The 18,824-nt window shown below is 70.7% G+C and carries 19 protein-coding genes and 1 riboswitch; of the genes, 10 read left to right on the top strand and 9 right to left on the bottom strand.

From position 1 onward, the window contains the following. The first annotated feature begins 37 nt into the window (after nucleotides 1-37). Nucleotides 38-2,200: a prolyl oligopeptidase family protein gene (locus ACIB24_RS07385; RefSeq protein ID WP_398277463.1), complete on the top strand. Its 2,163-nt coding sequence runs from the start codon at nucleotides 38-40 to the stop codon at nucleotides 2,198-2,200. A gap of 84 nt (nucleotides 2,201-2,284) precedes the next feature. Beyond that, on the top strand, nucleotides 2,285-3,238 hold the full coding sequence (locus ACIB24_RS07380) for a type IV toxin-antitoxin system AbiEi family antitoxin (RefSeq protein WP_398277460.1): 954 nt from the start codon (nucleotides 2,285-2,287) through the stop codon (nucleotides 3,236-3,238). A 33-nt stretch (nucleotides 3,239-3,271) separates the two neighbouring features. Here ACIB24_RS07380 and ACIB24_RS07375 read toward each other — a convergent pair whose 3' ends face one another. After that, the gene (locus ACIB24_RS07375; protein WP_398277457.1) at nucleotides 3,272-4,852 is read right to left on the bottom strand and encodes an amino acid permease; all 1,581 of its coding nucleotides are present in this window, start codon (nucleotides 4,850-4,852) and stop codon (nucleotides 3,272-3,274) included. 56 nt (nucleotides 4,853-4,908) lie between these two features. Then, nucleotides 4,909-5,022, bottom strand: a riboswitch (guanidine-I (ykkC/yxkD leader). A 281-nt stretch (nucleotides 5,023-5,303) separates the two neighbouring features. Here ACIB24_RS07375 and ACIB24_RS07370 point away from each other — a divergent pair. Both ACIB24_RS07370 and ACIB24_RS07365 read left to right on the top strand, forming a co-directional pair. Then, nucleotides 5,304-6,488 (top strand): agmatinase family protein, encoded by a 1,185-nt coding sequence (locus ACIB24_RS07370; RefSeq protein WP_398277454.1) that lies wholly within the window; start codon nucleotides 5,304-5,306, stop codon nucleotides 6,486-6,488. A gap of 53 nt (nucleotides 6,489-6,541) precedes the next feature. Continuing rightward, nucleotides 6,542-7,459: a mechanosensitive ion channel family protein gene (locus ACIB24_RS07365; RefSeq protein ID WP_398277451.1), complete on the top strand. Its 918-nt coding sequence runs from the start codon at nucleotides 6,542-6,544 to the stop codon at nucleotides 7,457-7,459. Here the strand turns inward: ACIB24_RS07365 and ACIB24_RS07360 are convergent. Further along, the gene (locus ACIB24_RS07360) at nucleotides 7,456-7,914 is read right to left on the bottom strand and encodes a hotdog fold domain-containing protein (protein ID WP_398277448.1); all 459 of its coding nucleotides are present in this window, start codon (nucleotides 7,912-7,914) and stop codon (nucleotides 7,456-7,458) included. The genes ACIB24_RS07365 and ACIB24_RS07360 overlap by 4 nt on opposite strands. Nucleotides 7,915-7,951: 37 nt before the next feature. Here ACIB24_RS07360 and ACIB24_RS07355 point away from each other — a divergent pair, with 37 nt between their 5' ends. After that, nucleotides 7,952-8,341 carry a globin gene (locus ACIB24_RS07355; protein WP_398277445.1) on the top strand — a complete coding sequence of 130 codons (390 nt, stop codon included), beginning with the start codon at nucleotides 7,952-7,954 and terminating at the stop codon, nucleotides 8,339-8,341. A gap of 150 nt (nucleotides 8,342-8,491) precedes the next feature. Continuing rightward, nucleotides 8,492-8,818 carry a hypothetical protein gene (locus ACIB24_RS07350; RefSeq protein WP_398277442.1) on the top strand — a complete coding sequence of 109 codons (327 nt, stop codon included), beginning with the start codon at nucleotides 8,492-8,494 and terminating at the stop codon, nucleotides 8,816-8,818. A 77-nt stretch (nucleotides 8,819-8,895) separates the two neighbouring features. Here ACIB24_RS07350 and ACIB24_RS07345 read toward each other — a convergent pair whose 3' ends face one another. The 5 genes from ACIB24_RS07345 to ACIB24_RS07325 form a co-directional block, all read right to left on the bottom strand. Continuing rightward, a complete protein-coding gene (locus tag ACIB24_RS07345; RefSeq protein ID WP_398277439.1) occupies nucleotides 8,896-9,552 on the bottom strand; it encodes a hypothetical protein in 657 nt (218 codons plus the stop codon). Continuing rightward, nucleotides 9,549-10,067 (bottom strand): acyl-CoA thioesterase, encoded by a 519-nt coding sequence (locus tag ACIB24_RS07340; protein ID WP_398277436.1) that lies wholly within the window; start codon nucleotides 10,065-10,067, stop codon nucleotides 9,549-9,551. Before ACIB24_RS07340 ends, ACIB24_RS07345 begins: the two co-directional genes overlap by 4 nt. A gap of 311 nt (nucleotides 10,068-10,378) precedes the next feature. Next, nucleotides 10,379-10,855 (bottom strand): NUDIX domain-containing protein, encoded by a 477-nt coding sequence (locus tag ACIB24_RS07335; RefSeq protein WP_398277433.1) that lies wholly within the window; start codon nucleotides 10,853-10,855, stop codon nucleotides 10,379-10,381. A gap of 47 nt (nucleotides 10,856-10,902) precedes the next feature. Next, nucleotides 10,903-11,709: an SDR family oxidoreductase gene (locus ACIB24_RS07330; RefSeq protein WP_398277430.1), complete on the bottom strand. Its 807-nt coding sequence runs from the start codon at nucleotides 11,707-11,709 to the stop codon at nucleotides 10,903-10,905. A 38-nt stretch (nucleotides 11,710-11,747) separates the two neighbouring features. After that, complete coding sequence (locus tag ACIB24_RS07325) at nucleotides 11,748-12,893, bottom strand: acyl-CoA dehydrogenase family protein (protein ID WP_398277427.1); 1,146 nt, start codon at nucleotides 12,891-12,893, stop codon at nucleotides 11,748-11,750. Nucleotides 12,894-13,064: 171 nt separating this feature from the next. Here ACIB24_RS07325 and ACIB24_RS07320 point away from each other — a divergent pair, with 171 nt between their 5' ends. The 3 genes from ACIB24_RS07320 (at nucleotide 13,065) to ACIB24_RS07310 (ending at nucleotide 15,433) form a co-directional block, all read left to right on the top strand. Then, on the top strand, nucleotides 13,065-13,682 hold the full coding sequence (locus ACIB24_RS07320; protein WP_398277424.1) for a TetR/AcrR family transcriptional regulator: 618 nt from the start codon (nucleotides 13,065-13,067) through the stop codon (nucleotides 13,680-13,682). Nucleotides 13,683-13,765: 83 nt separating this feature from the next. Further along, nucleotides 13,766-14,647: an acyl-CoA thioesterase gene (locus ACIB24_RS07315; RefSeq protein WP_398278763.1), complete on the top strand. Its 882-nt coding sequence runs from the start codon at nucleotides 13,766-13,768 to the stop codon at nucleotides 14,645-14,647. A 33-nt stretch (nucleotides 14,648-14,680) separates the two neighbouring features. Further along, complete coding sequence (locus ACIB24_RS07310) at nucleotides 14,681-15,433, top strand: ABC transporter permease (protein WP_398277421.1); 753 nt, start codon at nucleotides 14,681-14,683, stop codon at nucleotides 15,431-15,433. Nucleotides 15,434-15,500: 67 nt separating this feature from the next. Here ACIB24_RS07310 and ettA read toward each other — a convergent pair whose 3' ends face one another. After that, the gene (gene ettA, locus ACIB24_RS07305) at nucleotides 15,501-17,177 is read right to left on the bottom strand and encodes an energy-dependent translational throttle protein EttA (RefSeq protein WP_398277418.1); all 1,677 of its coding nucleotides are present in this window, start codon (nucleotides 17,175-17,177) and stop codon (nucleotides 15,501-15,503) included. 180 nt (nucleotides 17,178-17,357) lie between these two features. On the opposite strand from ettA, the gene ACIB24_RS07300 reads away from it, so the two are divergent. Continuing rightward, the gene (locus ACIB24_RS07300; RefSeq protein ID WP_398277415.1) at nucleotides 17,358-17,876 is read left to right on the top strand and encodes a DUF2505 domain-containing protein; all 519 of its coding nucleotides are present in this window, start codon (nucleotides 17,358-17,360) and stop codon (nucleotides 17,874-17,876) included. Nucleotides 17,877-17,904: 28 nt separating this feature from the next. Here ACIB24_RS07300 and ACIB24_RS07295 read toward each other — a convergent pair whose 3' ends face one another. Further along, entirely contained in the window at nucleotides 17,905-18,819 is a 915-nt protein-coding gene (locus tag ACIB24_RS07295) for a MaoC family dehydratase (protein ID WP_398277412.1), read from the bottom strand. Between the last annotated feature and the right edge of the window lie 5 nt (nucleotides 18,820-18,824).

Here is an 18,824-nt window from a genome sequence, read left to right as displayed (position 1 = left end):
GGCCGAGGCGGACACGGCCGGGTTAGGGTCACCGACCATGACCGCACCCGACCCCGCCCCCCGGCTGTACCCCACCGCGGCGCGCCTCGACCTGACCGAGACGCTACACGGTGTGAGCGTCGCGGACCCGTACCGCTGGTTAGAGGACGCGGGCGATCCGGTCACGGAGGCGTGGTCGAGCGCGCAGGACGAGCTGTTCACGTCGTTCGCCTCGTCCTGGCCCGGGCGGGAGCGCGTGTCGGCCCGGTTGACCGAACTGCTGAGCGGCGGCGTGGTGGGCGTGCCGGTCTGGCGCGGCGAGCGGCGGTTCTTCGTGCGGCGCACCGGCGAGCAGGAGCACGGCGTCCTGCACGTCAGCGACACCCCGGACGCCGAGCCGCGGGTGCTGCTCGACCCGATCACGCTCGACCCGGGCGGGCTGACCACCCTCGACGCCTGGCAGCCGAACCGCGAGGGCACCCTGCTGGCCTACCAGGTGTCGGAGGGCGGCACCGAGGAGAGCGTGCTGCGGGTGCTGGACGTCGTGACCGGTGAGGTGGTGGACGGGCCGATCGACCGGGCGCGGTACTCGCCCGTGTCGTGGTTGCCGGGGCAGGACGCCTTCTTCTACGTCCGGCGCCTGCCGCCCGAGGGTTTGCCCGAGGACGAGAAGCAGTACCACCGGCGGGTGTGGCTGCACCGGCTGGGCACCGACCCGGAGTCCGACGTGCAGGTGTTCGGCGACGGGCACGACCCGCGCACGTACTTCGGGGTCGGGCTGTCGCGCGACGGGCGGTGGCTGGTGGTCTCGGCGGCGGTCGGGACGGCGCCCCGCAACGACGTGTGGCTCGCCGACCTGCGCGACAGTTCCCCGGAGTCGCCCCCGTTCGTGCCGGTGGCGGTGGGTCTCGACGCGCAGGTGGGCGCGCACGTCGGGCGCGACGGGCGGCTGTACGTGTTCACCGACCTCGACGCGCCGCGCGGCCGGCTGTGCGTGACGTCGCCCGCGACACCCGGGCGCGAGCACTGGGTGGACCTGATCCCGCACGACGCGACCGCGGTGCTCGAGGACTACGCGGTGCTCGACGGCCCGCAGCTGGAAACGCCTCTGCTGATGGCGGGGTGGACCCGGCACGCGGTGTCGGAGATCTCGGTGCACCGCGCCTCCGACGGTTCGCGCCTGGACGGCGACCGCGGGTCGGTCACGCTGCCCGGGCTCGGCTCCGTGGGCGGGTTGGTCGGCCGCCCGGAGGGTGGTCACGAGGTGTGGTTCAGCTACACCGACCACGTGACGCCGCCGCATGTGTACCGGCTCGACGGGCGGACGGGTGAGGTGTCGTTGTACTCGTCGCCACCCGGGACGGTCTCGGTGCCGGACGTCGTGACGCGGCAGGTCTCGTACGAGTCGCTCGACGGCACGACGGTGCGGATGTTCGTCACGGCCCGCGCCGACCTGCTCGCCGACGACGGTTCGCCGCTGGCCCCGATGCCGACGGTGCTCTACGGGTACGGCGGGTTCGGCGTGCCGATGACGCCGGGCTACTCGGCGACGATCCTGGCCTGGACCGAGGCGGGCGGCGCCTACGCCGTGGCCAACCTGCGCGGCGGGTCCGAGGAGGGTGAGGAGTGGCACCGCGCCGGGATGCTCGGGAACAAGCAGAATGTCTTCGACGACTTCCACTGCGCGGCTGAGTATCTCGTCGCGTCAGGCTGGACCACGAGCGACCGGCTGGCGATCTCCGGGGGCTCGAACGGCGGGTTGCTGGTCGGGGCGGCGGTGACGCAGCGGCCCGAGCTCTTCACCGCCGTGGTGTGTTCGGCGCCCCTGCTCGACATGGTGCGCTACGAGCGGTTCGGCCTGGGCGCGACCTGGAACGTGGAGTACGGCTCGGCCGAGGTGGCCGAGGAGTTCGGCTGGCTGTACGCGTACTCGCCGTACCACCGAACGGTGTCCGGAACCGCCTATCCGGCGGTTCTCTTCACGATCTTCGACGGCGACAGCCGGGTCGACCCGCTGCACGCCCGCAAGCTGGCGGCGGCGTTGCAGCACGCGACGTCCGCCCCGGTGGACGCGGCGCCGATCCTGGTGCGGCGGGAGAAGGACGTCGGCCACGGCGCCCGGGCCCTCTCCCGCACCGTGGCCCTCTCGACCGACACGATGACCTTCATGGCCGCCCGCACCGGCCTCCCCTTCTCCCCCCTCCCCACCCCCTCCTCGTGATCATGGAAACTTCTAGTCTGGCGATAGAGCCGCGGGCTGTGGATAACTTCTCTCGTCGCCTCTGCGGGCCGGGATTATCGATGAGTGGTTCTCGGGGAGGCGTTCCAGACACAGGCGTTGCTGCGACTCAGCAACGGGCCGTTCACTCGAGCGCAGGCTGAAGCTCACGGGCTGCCTGCGCACTGGCTGGGCACGCTGGTCCGACGAGGTCTGGTCAGCCAGGTCCTGTTCGGGGTTTACGTCGTGGGGGCACACCCTGAGACCGTCGAGGACAAGGCCGCCTGCCTCGCGCTGGCCCTGCCGTCGGGGGCCGCAGCCTCGCGTCGCACCGCTGCCTGGCTGTGGGGCGTCGACGCCCGAGCCCCCGGAGAACACACCAGGTCCCTGGCGCTGGAGTGCACCGTGCCCGTGGGAAGGGAACCCGTCCGCCGACCCGGCCTGCGCTGCTACGTCGCACCGCTCGACGACGAGGATCTGACCGATATCGGCAGGGTTCCGGTCACGACACCCCTGCGCACGGCGGTCGACCTGCTGCGCTGGCTACCTCCCCACATGGGTCTCGGCGCCGCCGATGCCCTCGCCCACGCCGGCCTCCTCGTACCCGCCCACCTCGGCGACGAGATCGAACGCTTCCGCGGCTCACGCGGAGTCGCCCAAGCCAGGCGCCTGGCCACCCTCGTCGACCCCCGCACCGAATCCATCGGCGAATCCTGGACGAAACTCCGCATCGCCGACGCCGGCTTCCCACCCCCCGAACCCCAGATCAAGCTCTACGACTCACACGGCCGCGAGATCTATCGCCTCGACATGGGCTACCGCCACATCCGCCAGGCCTACGAGTACGACGGCGAGGAATTCCACACCGAACGCCCGGACCGCACCCGAGACGCGAAACGCCGCGAGCACATTTACCGCGACTGGAAATGGCAGATCGCCCCCGTCGGCAAAGCCCTCATCCTCGGACCCTCCCTCGCCTTCGAACGCGGCGTCGGAGAAGCCCTCGGCATGGCACCGAAGATTCACACCCGGCTCTGGTGACTAGAAGTTTCCATGATCACGAAGAGGGTTGGGTCAGGCGGGTTCGGGGTTGAGGTCGGGGTCGAGGGCGTCCAGGACCTGCTGGTTCTGGACCTTCACCACCTGGTAGGCCACGGCCCCGAGCAGCAGGGTGAAGCCGAGGAACACGAAGGCGAAGTACTGCAGGTACCAGTGTTCCGGACCGACGAAGTCGGGGTTGTAGACGTCGCGGCGCGGCCAGGCGAGGTTGATCGTCATCGCGACACCCCACACGACCGCCAGCACGTTCAGCGGCAGCGCCCACCGGCCGAGGCGGAACAGCTCCTTGCCGGTGGCGGTCTTCGCCTGCGGGGCACCGACTTCCGGCCATCCCTGGAACCGGCGCAGCAGCAGCGGCGCCGTCACCATCAGGTAGGCGATGTAGAGCAGCATGATGCAGACGCTGGCCAGGGCCGTGTACATGGCCGGCTGGAAGATGTTCAGGACCAGCACCGCCATGGTCAGGACGCCGACCACCACCGCCGGGCCGATCGGTGTGTGGGTGCGCGGCGAGACCTTGCTCAGGTAGGTCGAGAAGGGCAGCGCCCGGTCGCGGGCCATCGAGAACATCATCCGCGTGGTGGCTACCTGGATGGCGAGAGTGCAGACGCACGCGGCGATCACGACGTCGGCGATGAACACCCGGCCCAGCACGTCGCCGAGCCGGGCGGTCACGATGTAGGCCATGCCCCCGACCGAGACGTCGCTGTCGACCTTCGTGGACGGCGAGGCCATCAGGGCCGCGAGCAGGAGCAGCCCACCGAACAACCCGGAGAAGCTGAGCGCCCGCAGGATGGTGCGGGGCGCCGTCCCTCGGGCGTCCTTGGTCTCCTCGGACAGCTCGGCCGCGCTGTCGAACCCGACCAGCACGTAACCGGCCATCAAGCTGGCCACGAGCAGCGCGGGCAGGTAGCCGGCGGTGCCGAGACCGCCCGTGTTGAAGACGATTCCGGGCCCGCGCTCGGACTTCGACAGCAGCGCGACGATGAGCAGGGTGACGCCGACCAGTTCGCAGGTGACCCCGACACTGTTGATCACGGCCATCAGCTTCACGCTGATCGCGTTGATCGTCGTGGTGATCGCCAGCAGGATCATCCCCAGGACGGCGGCGTTCGTGGAGCCCGACTTCGAGGTGAGACTGGGGTCGTCACCGATGAACTGGAACCCCGACCAGAGCGCGGGCAGGACGACCTGGAGGGCGATGGCGGCCACGGCCACCGTCACGACCTGCGCGACCAGCATCACCCAGCCGGCCACCCAACCCCAGATCCGGCCGCCGAGCCGGGTCGACCACTGGTAGATCGCTCCCGAGATCGGCCACCGCGCAGACAGTTCCGCGAACTGGAAGGCCACGAAGAGCTGGCCGAGGAACACCGCGGGCCAGGTCCAGAAGAACCCCGGGCCGGCGAACGAGAAGCCGAACGCGAAGAGCTGGAAGACCGTGGTGAGGATGGAGACGAAGCTGAACCCGGCGGCGAACGACTCGTACGTACCGATGTTGCGCTCGAGTTCCTGCTCGTAGCCCAGGTCGTGGAGGTCGTGCGCCTCGACCGGGTTGGAGATCTGGTGGTGCTGAAGATCCGGATCAAGACTCATGGTCGGACTCACCTGGCCTGACTCCGGCGGCGCGGGGGCCACCGATCCGAAGATGGGCCTCCCGGGCTTTTGTCCCGCCGTGGCACGGCGCTGCGACACACCGTGTGCATCTCTCGGACCAGCCCGCCCGGCCCCCGAGGCCGGGCGGCGGAACCCTAGACGCGCTCCGTCGTCAGACGGATCACGTACGAGTGAGCCAGCCCCAGGTTTCGGTTTCGGGTCGCGGCCGTATCGATGTCGTGACGTCGGCCGGGGCTCGCCAAATTCGGTGCCGAGGTGCAATCCTCTGCCCGGCAACTGTTTCCGCGGGATACCCGACGTCCACCCCCGGTGTACGTCGTGGTTCTGCGGCCCCGCGGGCCGTCGAATCAGGGCATGGTCGCGCGCGTGCGCGCGCATCTGCCGACCACCTCGGCGCGCCCGTGCGCGCCCGTCCCGAGAGGCACCCACCATGAGCGAACCCACCGGCCCCGACTACTCCCCCGAGGCGCTGGAGGAGCGCGTCGACCAGCAGGGCCACTGGGCCCAGCAGGCCGAGGAGAAGCTGTCCGACCGGCGCTGGCAGGAGGAGGTCGAGCGCGCCCTGGCCTACGGACTGCCGGGCGCGGACTCCCTGACCGACAAGAACATCCCGACGTTCGCCCGGGGCGAGATCCCGCACTTCTCGGGCGAGCGCGGCACGTTCCTGAAGTGCCCCTACGTCGAGGACGTGCACCAGATCGGCGACGCCGAGGTGGCCATCTTCGGCGCCCCGCTCGACGCCGGCACCACCTACCGGCCGGGCACCCGCTTCGGCCCGCAGGGAATCCGGCGCGCGACGAACCTTTTCGGCACCTACAACTACGAACTCGGTGTCGACCTGCGCGAGCAGTTGAACATGGTCGACATCGGCGACATCTTCGCCATCCCGGGAAACCTGGAGAAGAGCTTCGACCAGATCTCGAAGGGCATGGCGCACGTCATGTCCCAGAACGTCTTTCCCGTCGTGCTGGGCGGGGACCACTCGATCGGCTACCCGACGATCCGGGGCCTGGCGCCCTACGTCGACGGCAACATCGGCATCATCCACTTCGACCGGCACGTCGACACCCAGGAGCTCGACCTCGACGAGCGGATGCACACCACGCCGTGGTTCCACGCGACCGACATCAAGAACGCGCCGCCGACCAACCTCGTGCAGATCGGCATCGGCGGCTGGCAGGCGCCGCGGGCGGGGGTGAAGGTCGGGCGGGCCCGCGGGACGACGGTCATGACCGTCGGCGACGTCGAGCGGGTCGGCGTCGAGAAGATCATCGAGACCGCGCTCGAGCTGGCCTGGCAGGGCGCCAAGGCGGTCTACCTCTCGTTCGACATCGACGTGATCGACTCCGGCTTCGTCCCCGGTACCGGCTGGCCCGAGCCCGGCGGCCTGCTCCCCCGTGAGGCGCTGGCCCTGGTGCGCGGCATCGCCGAGGGCGGCATCTCGGGGATGGAGATCGTCGAGTGCTCCCCGCCCTACGACTGGGCCGAGCAGACCTCGCTGATCAGCGCGCGCGTCGTGATGGACACGCTGGCCAGCCTGGTGCGTACCGGACAGCTGGGGAAGAAGCCGTCCGTGGCGCGCAAGGACGCCTGGGGGCCCTACCCCGCGTCGTGAGCCGACGGTGAGAGGGTGGAGCGCGACCGCAGTCCTCGTGAGGAAGGTTCGTCGTGCTCCACCCTGTGTCGTCGGTGTCCGCCCTGCTGTCCGCCAACTCGTGCGACAAGGACGAGGCCAGTCTGTGCGGATTCGTGCACAAGGTCACCAACAATGCGAACTGGGCCCAGGCCGCCGACGTGATCCTCGGCCCGATCATCCAGGTCGTCGTCATCCTGGCCATCGCGATCCTGGTGCGCCGCTGGCTGCACAAGCTGATCAACCGCACGGTCAACCGGATCACCAACGGCGACCCGGCCACCACCGCCGAACTGATCAACCGGCGAATCCTGCGCGCCCGCACGCTGGCCTCGGTGCTGCAGTCGGTCACCTCCGCCCTCGTGTTCGGCCTCGCGGCCCTGATGATCCTGCAGATCTTCTGGTCGGTGGCTCCCCTGCTGGCCAGCGTCAGCGTCGTCGGCGTCGCGCTGGGCTTCGGGGCGCAGTCGCTGGTCAAGGACGTACTCGCCGGACTCTTCATGATCGTCGAGGACCAGTACGGGGTCGGTGACGTGATCGATGTCGGCAACGACGTCGACGGGACCGTCGAGGCCGTCGGCCTGCGGGTCACCCGGATCCGCGCGGTCGACGGCACGATGTGGATCGTGCGCAACGGCGAGATCCTGCGCGTCGGCAACAAGTCCCAGGGCTGGGCCCGCGCGGTCGTCGACGTCGGCGTCGCCCACGGGGTGGACGTCTCGCACGTCGAGGAACTCCTCCGCCAGGAGGGCGAGAAGATGCGCCAGGACCCGGCTTTCACCAACGCCCTGCTGGGCGATCCGGAGGTCTGGGGCGTCGAGACGATGACCAAGGACGGCCTGACCATCCGGGTGGTCGTGAAGACCAGGCCGTTGAAGCAGTGGCCGGTGGCGCGCGAGCTGCGCCGGCGGATCACGACGCGCCTCGAGGCCGAGGGCATCGACCAGGGTTAGCGCCGCGGCGTGACCCAGAGCCGGATCGTCCCGCGCACGGCGACCGTGCCGTCGTCCAGCACCGCCTCGACCGCCACCGGGACGTCGGGGGCGCCCGCCCAGTCGGCGCCCGTCGTCCGGGCGATGCAGGTGACCGGGCCGCGGGCCGGCGCGAGGTACTCGACCGTCATCCCCTTGGGCAGCCAGCGCATCCCCGTCGGCACGGTGGCCTCGGCCAGCGCCCCCATGGCCGCCTCGAGCCCGTTGCACAGCGCGATCGCGTGCACCGTGCCGATGTGGTTGTGCACGGCCTTCCGGTCGGCCATCACCACGTCGGCGCGGTGCGGCTCCAGCCGGGCCACGTACGGGCTGATCGTCCGGAAGTACGGCGCGGCGCGCGCGTAGCCCCACGAGAACAGCCGCCGCCCACCGGGCAGCCAGGACAGCCGCCGGTACAGCGGGAGGACGTCGACCACCCGCAAACCGTAGTCCGGCGCCTGAGAGGATGACGACGTGAGTGAGGAGCAGCAGGTCACGTTCTTCGAGGCCTTCGGCGGCCACGAGGCGTTCCACGCCCTGGTCGAGAAGTTCTACGAGGGCGTGGCGCAGGACGAGGTGCTGCGGCCGATGTACCCCGAGGAGGACCTCGGCCCGGCCATCGAGCGGCTCACCCTGTTCCTCGAGCAGTACTGGGGCGGCCCGACGACGTACAGCGACCAGCGCGGGCATCCCCGGCTGCGGATGCGGCACGCTCCGTTCGTGGTGAACGCCGACGCCCGGGACCGCTGGCTGAAGCACATGCGGGTCGCCGTCCAGTCGCTGAACCTGGCCCCGGCCTACGAGTCGGTGCTGTGGGACTACCTGGAACGCGCCGCCTGGAGCATGACGAACACCCCCGACTGACCCGCCCGCCTGCTGGCTACCCTGAGCCGGTGCCGTACAGCCGGGGGCGGGTGGTCGCGTACGTCACGGGGTCCTTCGCCGCCCTGTTCCTGGTGATCGGCCTGCTCGTCGCCCCCCAGCGCCGAGTCGATCTGCACCGGAGAATCCGGTGTGAAGTGCCGGCGCTACTACCGGCCGGGCCTGACCACGGCCCAGGTCGACTACCGCAGCGAGCACCCGATCGAGTTCGTGGTGGCCGCCTATCGGCGTGCGGCACGGCAGGAGGACTGGGGCACCGAGCGTCCGACGACCGCGCAGGTCCCGCTCTGCTTGACCAAGTCCGTGGCTGGCGAGCACACGCTGCAACTAGCCGTGGGCCCCGTCGCCCAGTGGCACCATCTGCCCGCCGGAACCTCCGTCTACTACGTCTACCTGGTCGCCGACCCGGTCGACGCGGCCACCTGCGACGTGCCGCACGCGTTGGTGGGGACGGCCTAGTGGCCTGTCGAGAGGCACACTGAGCGGACCGTGTGGGGATCCGCACCTGATGACGCTGCCGATCCCACACGATTCCGTCAGAGCAGGGACGCCCGGGTCAGAATGTGCCCGCGGGTCGTGCTCAGTCGCCACCACGGCCCGGCCCGGTGCAGGGTGATCGCGTCGGCCCCCTCGGACGTGGCGCCACCCAGGAACCCGAAGGCGTCGGCCGCGAACGCCGCCCCGGCCGGCACCGTCAGCCCGTCGAGCGCCCGACCCCACACCAGGGCCCGCAACCGGGCGACGGCCGAGGCCCCGGCGACGTCCGGCGTCCCGGCGGCCACCTCGGCGATGCCGGCCGACGCGGCCGCCCGCAACAGGTCCGGCGACACCAGCCCCTCGAACGACCAGCCGGACCGCGGCGGCAGGACGCCGGCCCACGCCGCCTGCGGCGCCGAGGTCTCGGGCACGGACAGCACCGCCGGGACGTCGCCCGCGGGCTTGAGCGCGAGCCGGTCGAGTACCGCCGCGGCCGGGACCGTGACGTCGAGGTCCGCCCGCTCGGCCAGGGCGTGCGTGCGCAGGCCGAGGACGGTGGGCCCGCCCCCGCCGTGCAACGCGCAGGCGTAGACGGCCAGCACCCCGCCCGCGGCGACCAGCCGCAGAGCCGCCCCGGCGTCCAACCGCCGGGCCCTCGAGGCGAACGTGCGCAGGTCGGCGGAGGCGCCGTCGTCCGCCAGCTGCAACGAGCTCACGCTGGCCGCGCCACCGATCGCGCCCCCGATCGCGCCCCGCCCGCGACCCGCGCGGCGCCCCGGTCGCCCCGGCGGCGCTTCCACCGGACCGGCGAGTCGGCCCACTCGGCCAGGATCTCCCGGTCCTTCTCGTCGATCCGGCGGGGACGCTGGGTGGTCAGGTCGAACGCGACGAGCATCGTCTCGGCCCGCGCGTAGACGGCGCCGGTGCCGCCCCCCGACGCGTCCCGGTCGAGGATCTCGTAGGCCATGTCGAAGTCGGCCGCCCCGACCCGGGTCACCCACAGGTCGACCGCGATCGGCGCCGTCCGGTAGACGAGCGGGGTCAGGTACTCGATCTCGGTGCGGGCCACGACCAGGCCCGTCGCCGGCAGCGCCGCCGCCGCGTTCCCGCCGGAGTTGAAGGCGATCACGCGGGCCTCCTCCATGATCCGGAGGAACTGGACATTGTTCACGTGGCCGTAGACGTCCATGTCCGACCAGCGCAGCGGCGTGAGTACGCGATGACGGGGCATGCCCCACATGCTGTCTCATCCGCCCCGCCCGACGCAGCCCGGCCGGCCAATCACCCGGACGGCGGGTCAACAGCCGCGGGCCCCGGTCGACCGGTCCCCCTGACGCGAAGGCGCCGGTGGCCGCGAAGCCCACCGGGACGCGCGCGCGTCGGATCCGCAGCTTCGCAGCTCGTGACCGGGGTGCCGGTGGGCGGAGGGGTCCACCGGCACCCCACCACTCGTGATCATGCAGAAACCTCGCGTCCCACACCTGGGACGCGAGGTTTCTGCATGATCGGCGCGAGGTTTCTGCATGATCACGAGTGGAAGGATCAGCCCAGGAGGGCGCGTCGGCCGGCCAGGTGGTCCTCGATCCGGGCCCGGACCCGCGGGTGCATGGTCAGCGCCTCGAGCTCCGACGGGGTGAACCAGCCGACCTCCCGCGACTCCTCCGAGACCGCGAGCGCGCCCCCCACCAGGCGGCAGGCCACGCAGACCACGAACTCCTGACGGGCCTCGCCCCCCGGGTAGACGAACACGTGCCGCGGGTCGGAGTACACGCCCACCACGTAGAGCGGTTCGACGTCGTAGCCGGTCTCCTCGCACGCCTCCCGCGCGGCCGCCGCCCCGACGCTCTCCCCCGGGTCGACGGCACCCCCCGGAAGCGCCCAGAGCCCGTTGTCCCGGCGCTGCTGCAGCAGCACCCGGCCCGCGTCGTCCAGCACCAGGGCACTGGCCCCGACCCGGAAACTGCCCGGCGGCGGGGACGGTTCGTCGCCCGAGCCGTCGAAGAACTGAACCCGACCCACGGTCAGCAACGTACCCCGTCGGCGGCCGGGCGGGACTGAGCCGACGCCTACCCGATCCCCCCGGCGAGCCCGACCCCGCCGTCCAGGGTGAGGGTCTGCCCGGTGATCCAGGCGGCCTCGTCGCTGGCCAGGAAGGCGACCGCGGCGGCGACGTCCTCGGGGCGGCCGAGCCGGCCCAACGGATACGTGGCCGTCACGGCCTCCTCGCGCCCCTCGTAGAGCGCGGTCGCGAACCGGGTCTTGACGACGGCCGGGGCCACGGCGTTCACCCGGATCGCCGGGGCCAGCTCGAGCGCCAGCTGCGCGGTCACGTGCAGCAGCGCCGCCTTGCTGGCCCCGTACACGCCGATGCCGACCGCCGGGCCGAGCCCGGCCATCGAGGCCACGTTCACGATCGCCGCCCCGGGGGCGGACCCCATCCCGGCGGCGCGCATCTCGTCGGTCCAGGCCAGCGCCGACAGCACGTTGACGTCGAACACCTTGGCCGCGGCGCTCGGGTCGACGTGGCTGAGCGGCCCGTAGACCGGGTTGATGCCGGTGTTGTTGACCAGGACGTCGACCCGCCCGAAGGCCGCGACGGTCGCCGCCACGGCGGCCGCCCGGTGTTCCGGGTCGTCGGCCCGCCCGGCGGCGGCCACAGCCACCTCGGGGCCGCCCAGCAGCTCCACGGCGGCGGCCAGCGGGTCGGGTTTGCGCGCGGTGACGCACACCCGGGCCCCTTCGGCGACCAACCGCTGGGCGATGGCCAGCCCGATGCCCCGGCTGGCGCCGGTCACCAGGGCGACCCGGCCCTCGAACCGCCGGCCGGGCTGCCCGTGGGCGACCACGCCCTCGTCGACCACTTCGCTCGTCATCGAGCTCCCGTCGTCCGTGCGAGGAGTCGTGCGAAGAGCTACAGGCCCAGGTCGCGGCCGATGAGCTCCTTCATGATCTCCTCGGAACCGGCCCAGATGCGGGTGACCCGGGCGTCCTTCCAGGCGCGGGCCACACGGTACTCGTTCATGTAGCCGTAGCCACCGAAGAGCTGCACGCAGGCGTCCAGCACCTCGCCCTGGATCGAGGCGGTGATCAGCTTCGCCTTGGCCGCGTCCACGGCGCTGAGCTTGTGCTCGGCGTGCGCGGTGATGGCCTGGTCGACGAAGGCCTGGGTGACCTCGACCTTGGCGGTCAGCTCGGCGAGCTTGAACTTGTTGTGCTGGAAGGTGCCGATCGGGGCGCCGAAGGCCTTGCGCTCCTTCGTGTACTCGATCGTCTCCTTGAGGATCGACGTCGCGAGCGCGATGTTGCAGACGGCCGAGCCGATCCGCTCCTGGGCCAGGTGCTTCATCATGTGGATGAAGCCGAGGTTCTCGGTGCCGATCAGGTTCGCGTTCGGGACGCGCACGTTCTCGAAGAACAGCTCGGCGGTGTCGCTCTCGGGCTGGCCGACCTTGTCGAGCTTGCGGCCGCGGGAGAAGCCCGCCATGCCCGCCTCGACGCCGAACAGCGAGATGCCCTTGGCGCCCTTGCTCGGGTCGGTGCGGGCCGCGACGATCACCAGGTCGGCGCTGTAGCCGTTGGTGATGAAGGTCTTCGACCCGTTGAGGATCCAGTCGTCGCCGTCGCGCACCGCGGTGGTCTTCAGCGCCGCCAGGTCGGAGCCGCCGCCCGGCTCGGTCATCCCGATCGCCGTCCACAGCTCACCGGTGGCGTACTTCGGCAGCCAGCGGGCCTTCTGCTCGTCGTTGGTGAGGCCCACCAGGTAGGGCGCGTTGATGTCGGAGTTGATGCCCCAGCAGGAGCCCAGCGCCACGGAGAACCCGGCCAGCTCCTCGGTGACGACGGCGGAGAAGCGCCAGTCGTCGACGCCCGCGCCGCCGAACTCCTCGGGCACCTGCAGGCCGAGCAGGCCCTGCTTGCCGGCCTCGAGCCAGACCTCGCGAGGGATCGCCTTGTCGGCGATGAACTGCTCCTCGTTGGGACGCACGTGCCGGTCGACGAACTCCCGGGCGACCAGCCGCAGCGCCTCGTGGTCCTCGTTGTACACGTGTCGTTCCATGATCTCCCCAACCGGCCGATCCGACTTGACTAAGCGCTTGCTTACCAGGATTCTTCGTCCAGGGTTCCGCCCGAGGACGGGTGTGTCAAGTCATCGGTCGACCCTGCCCGTAGGCTCCTGGCTACGGGTTGCGCACAAGGCCGTCCCCGACGCGGCCGGTGAGGTGAGGCGATGACTGTGGAGCACCTGGACGGCCACAACCTGCCGTGGGTGTCCGAGCTGCCCGAGTCGTCCCGGCGGATGCTCGAGGCCGCCGTCGACGCCTTCGCCGACCACGGGTTCCACGCCACCACCACCCGGGACATCGCGACCCGGGCCGGCCTGTCCCCCGCCGCCCTGTACGTGCACTTCCCGTCCAAGGGCGCCCTGCTGGCCCAGATCAGCCGGCTCGGCCACGAGGCCGCGCTGCGGCTGGTCGAGGAGACCCTGGCCAGCAGCACCGACCCGATCGACGGCCTGCGCGAGGTGATCCGTGACTTCGCCGCCTGGCACGCCCAGTACCACCGAGTCGCGCGGGTGGTCCAGTACGAGCTCGCCGCGCTGCCCGACGGCGACCGCCAGGAGATCTTCGCCGTCCGGCAGAAGATCGAACGGCTGGTCGAGGCCCAGCTGCGCTCCGGCGTCGCCGCCGGGGTGATGGCGGTGGACGACGAACGCGCGGTCGCGCGCGCGATCCTCTCGTTGTGCGTCGACGTGGCCCGCTGGTTCGACCCCAAGGGTGCGCAGACCCCGCTGGAGATCGGCACCCTCTACGCGGAGCTCGCCGTGCGCATGGTGCGTCGCCCATGAGCGCGCAGCGCTCGTTCAGATTCCCCGCGTGGTTCGCCCAGAAGGACCCGATCAGCGGCCAATACATCGGAGGCCTCGCACTGATGGACACGATCCCCGACGCGGCGGACGCGCAGGAGGCGGTCAAGCACATCCTCGACGTGCTCACCCTGACCCCGGACGAGTCGGAGCCCGACACCTTCGTCGCCTCCAGCTACCGGCCGCCGTGGGGGCGCGTGTTCGGTGGTCAGGTGCTCGCGCAGTCGCTGCTGGCCGCGATCCGCACGGCCCCCGAGGACCGTCCCGTGCATTCGCTGCACGGCTATTTCCTGCGCCCCGGCGACCCCGACGTCCCGATCGTCCTGCAGGTCGACCGGCTGCGCGACGGGCGCTCGTTCAGCGCCCGGCGCACCCAGGCCCTGCAGAACGGCAAGCCGATCCTGTCGATGATCAGCTCGTTCCAGGTGCCCGCCGAGGGCCTGGAGCACGCCGACGAGATGCCCGACGTCCCGGGGCCCGACGAGCTCCCGTCGCTGGTCGACCGGTTCGGTCACATCGAGGTGCCCGAGGTCCAGCACATGCTGCGCACCCGGCCCGTCGACCTGCGCCACGTCGAGGGCCCGCTGTTCATCGAGCCGGGCCCGGAACGGGTCGCGTCGCAGGCGGTGTGGATGCGCACCACGGCCGCGCTGCCCGACGACCCGGTGCTACACACGGCGATGCTGGCGTTCGCCAGCGACTACTCGCTGCTGGAGAGCGTGCTGCGCCGGCACGGCCTGGCCTGGAACAGCGGTCTGAAGACGGCCAGCCTCGACCACGCGATGTGGTTCCACCGGCCGGCCCGCGCGGACGAGTGGCTGCTCTACGTCCAGCACTCGCCGACCGCTCAGGGTGGGCGCGGGCTGGCCCAGGGCAAGCTGTTCACCCGCGACGGCACCCTGGTGGCCACCACCACGCAGGAGGGCATGATGCGTCCCCCGCGCTGATATGGAATCAAGCGTGATCATGGAATCAGGCGGATGACGCACGACGTCCGGCTGGCGAGCGGCGTCGTGCTTCTCGTCGCCGTCACCTACGGGGTGCTGCGGGCCGGTCGCGTGCCGAGCGGCTGGGCGCCCGCCTACGCGGTGGCCCGCGGGGCGACCCAACTGGTGGCGGTCGGCCTGCTGCTGCGCGGGGTGTTCACCGCTCCCCCGCTGGTCGTCGTCGCGTTGACCCTCATGTTCTCGGTTGCGGCCTGGACGGCGGTCCGCCGGTTGTCCGGCACGGACGGCGCCGCACTCGCGGTGCCGGTCTCGATCCTGGCCGGGCTGGTCGTGACCTTCGCAATCGTGTTCGGAGCCGGGATGCTCGCCGTCTCGCCGCGCTACCTCGTCGCGTTGGGCGGCATCCTGATCGGCGGCACGATGCTCGGCGTGACGATCGCCGGGCGCACCCTGGCCCGCTCGCTGGCGGAGCAGCGCGACGAGGTGGAGGCGTGGCTGGCGCTCGGTGCGACGCCGCGGCAGGCCGCCGCCCGGCTGAGCCGCCGCGCCGCCGCCGAAGCGCTCGTCCCGGTCACCGACCAGACCCGGACGACCGGCCTCGTCACCCTGCCCGGCGCGTTCATCGGCGCCCTGCTGGGCGGCGCCTCACCGACCGACGCCGCCCGGTTCCAGCTCGTGGTGCTGGCCGGCCTGCTGTGCACCCAAGCCGTGGCGGTCGTCGTCCTGATGCAGTTCCTCGGCGCCCCGCGAGACCTTCCGAACCCGGAGACAACCATCGACGAGTGAATCTCAGCTGGAAATGGCAGCCGAGACTCACTCGTCGATGTGTGGGGCGCGGCGGAGGGCCGCCCCGTCAGTCGCGGGTGAGCTTGCGGTACGTGACCCGGTGCGGGCGCGCCGCGTCCTCGCCGAGGCGGTCGACCTTGTTCTTCTCGTACGACTCGAAGTTGCCCTCGAACCAGTACCAGTTGGCCGGGTTATCCTCCGTGCCCTCGTAGGCCAGGATGTGCGTCGCGACCCGGTCGAGGAACCAGCGGTCGTGGGAGATGACCACGGCGCAGCCGGGGAACTCCAGCAGAGCGTTCTCCAGCGAGCCGAGCGTCTCGGTGTCGAGGTCGTTGGTCGGCTCGTCGAGCAGCAGCAGGTTGCCGCCCTCCTTGAGCGTCAGGGCCAGGTTCAGCCGGTTGCGCTCACCACCCGACAGCACGCCCGCCGGCTTCTGCTGGTCGGGCCCCTTGAACCCGAACGCCGACACGTACGCGCGTGAGGGCATCTCGACCTGGCCGACCTTGATGTGGTCGAGCCCGTCGGACACGACCTCCCAGAGCGTCTTCTTGGGGTCGATGCCGCCGCGGTTCTGGTCGACGTAGGAGACCTTCACCGTCTCGCCGACCTTCACCTCACCGCTGTCCGGCTGCTCGAACCCGACGATCGTCTTGAACAGCGTGGTCTTGCCGACCCCGTTGGGGCCGATCACGCCGACGATGCCGTTGCGCGGCAGGGAGAACGACAGGTCCTTGATCAGCACCCGGCCGTCGAAGCCCTTGTCGAGGTTCTTCACCTCGATCACGTTGGTGCCCAGGCGCGGGCCCGGCGGGATCTGGATCTCCTCGAAGTCGAGCTTGCGGGTGCGCTCGGCCTCGGCCGCCATCTCCTCGTACCGGGCCAGGCGGGACTTGCTCTTGGTCTGGCGGCCCTTGGCGTTCTGCCGGACCCACTCGAGCTCTTCCTTCAGCCGCTTGGCCAGCTTCGCGTCCTTGCGGCCCTGGACCTCGAGGCGCTCCTGCTTCTTCTCCAGGTAGGTGGAGTAGTTGCCCTCGTAGGGGTAGGCGCGGCCGCGGTCGAGCTCGAGGATCCACTGCGCGACGTTGTCGAGGAAGTACCGGTCGTGCGTGACGGCCAGGACGGCGCCCTCGTATTTCGCGAGGTGCTGCTCCAACCAGAGCACGCTCTCGGCGTCCAGGTGGTTGGTGGGCTCGTCGAGCAGCAGCAGGTCGGGCTTGCTCAGCAGCAGCTTGCAGAGGGCGACGCGACGGCGCTCACCACCGGAGAGCACGGAGACGTCGGCGTCCGGCGGCGGGCAGCGCAACGCGTCCATCGCCTGCTCGAGCTGGGAGTCGAGGTCCCAGGCGTCGGCGGCGTCGATCCGCTCCTGCAGCTTGCCCATCTCCTCCATCAGCTCGTCGCTGTAGTCGGTGGCCATCTGCTCGGCGATCTCGTTGTACCGGTCGAGGTCGCGCTTGATCTGCCCGAGCCCCTCCTGCACGTTCTCCAGGACGTTCTTGGTCTCGTCCAGCTCCGGCTCCTGCATCAGGATGCCGACCGTGGCCTCCGGGTCCTTGAACGCGTCGCCGTTCGAGGGCGTGTCCAGCCCGGCCATGATCTTCAGGACGCTCGACTTACCCGCGCCGTTCGGACCCAGGACGCCGATCTTGGCGCCGTGCAGGAAGTTCAGGGTGACGTCGTCGAGGATGACCTTGTCACCGTGCGCCTTGCGCGCCTTCCGCATCGTGTAGATGTACTCAGCCACGCACCGAATCTATCCAACGTTCGGCAGTGCCAGTGACAGGGCCGTGCCCTTTATCACTCAGCGCAACGGTTGAGCCAGCGCACAGGCCCATGATCCCTTACGGACTTCATTGGGATCTTCCCGAAACGGGAAACTCGACTTACTCTGCCGGAGGGGGAAACGGTCAGAGGAGGGCTCGCAATGATGCGAACACTGGACTTCCGGTGGGTGTACGACATCCCGCCGTACGAGGTTTTCCGCATGGTCACCCGCCTCGACCACCTGCAGGCCAAGGCCAAGGCGCTGCGGCACACCAACCACGCCGTGGTCGAGCTGCGCGAGCGCCAGGGCTTCTTCTGGTCCAGCACCGAGCGCCAGATCGACGTCAACCTTCCCTGGTACGCCCCGGCGTTGTTCGTGCCGCGCAACAAGTTCCGGCAGACGCAGAAGTGGCACCCGTCGGAGTGGGACGGCAGCCGGTTCTACGACACGACCGTCGAGGTGACCAAGGTTCCCGTCACCATCCGCGGGTACGGGCGCCTGCTCCCGATGGAGTGGTACCGCACCGAGTACCGCGTGCACCTCGAGGTCGACTCGAAGGCGTTCCTGATCGGGCCGAAGATCCGCAGCTTCGTCGCGGAGCGGGTCGAGGAGACCCTGAACGACGAGCACGAGTTCCGGCTGCGCTGGCTGCAGCAGCACACCCAGCGCGCCTACTGAACGCCGACCGGGAAACCCCGGCGAAACCTCAGAGGGCGGTGACCGAGCCCACGAGGTGCAGTTTCGCGCTGCCGTCCTTGCGCGGCTTGCGGGCCCGCACCACGTAGTCGATCTCCTTGGCCCCGGCGATGCCCCCGTCGTCGGCGAACTCGACGGTGCCCGGCAGCGGGATGGGCTGCTTGAACTCGACGTCGTTGCGCACGGCGTCGGGCACCCGGCCCTCGAGCGCGGCCAGCGAGCGGGCCGCCGTCCACATGCCGTGGGCGATGGCCGAGTTGAAGCCGAACAGCTTCGCGCTCAGCCCGTACATGTGGATCGGGTTGCGGTCGCCCGACACCTCGCCGTACTGCCGGCCCAGGTCGGACGGTAGCCGCCACAGCGGGCCGGGCTTGGTCAGGAGCGCCTCGGGGACGGCCTTCTCGGCCTTCCCCTCACCAGCGACCTCTTCCGAGCGACCCTTGGTCGACTCGCGCTTGAGGTACGTGGACGACGAGTGCCACACGAGCTCGCCGTCGATCGACACCCGGACCAGCAGGTCGATGGTGCGCCCGCGGCGGTGCAGCTGCGGGGCGGCCATCTCGGCCTCGACGTCGAGCGCGGCGCTCAGCGGCAGCGGCTTCAGCTGCGTCGCCGAGTTGAGCACGTGCACCAGGCCCATCGCCGCGAACGGCGAGTCGCCGTCGGTCAGCAACGACATCTGCAGCGGGAACCCGAGCATGTGCGGGTACAGCAGCGGCAGCGTGTCGGTGAGCCGCCCGCCACAGACGTCGAGGTAGGCCTTGACGTGGTCGAGCTCGGGCGTGACCCCGGTCAGCTTCAGGACCTTGTCCGGCACCCGGTCCTTGCCGTGCGCCCGCTGCAGCACGGCCCGCCGGTACGTGGTCAGCGCACCGGGGGCCGAGCTCAGCTCGACGACCTTCTTGCCCTCGCTCGCGTCGGCCACCGGAC

The sequence above is a fragment of the Spongisporangium articulatum genome (assembly GCF_044465595.1).
Lineage (GTDB): Bacteria > Actinomycetota > Actinomycetes > Actinomycetales > Kineosporiaceae > Spongisporangium > Spongisporangium articulatum.
This window is presented reverse-complemented; position numbering and strand designations above follow the sequence as displayed.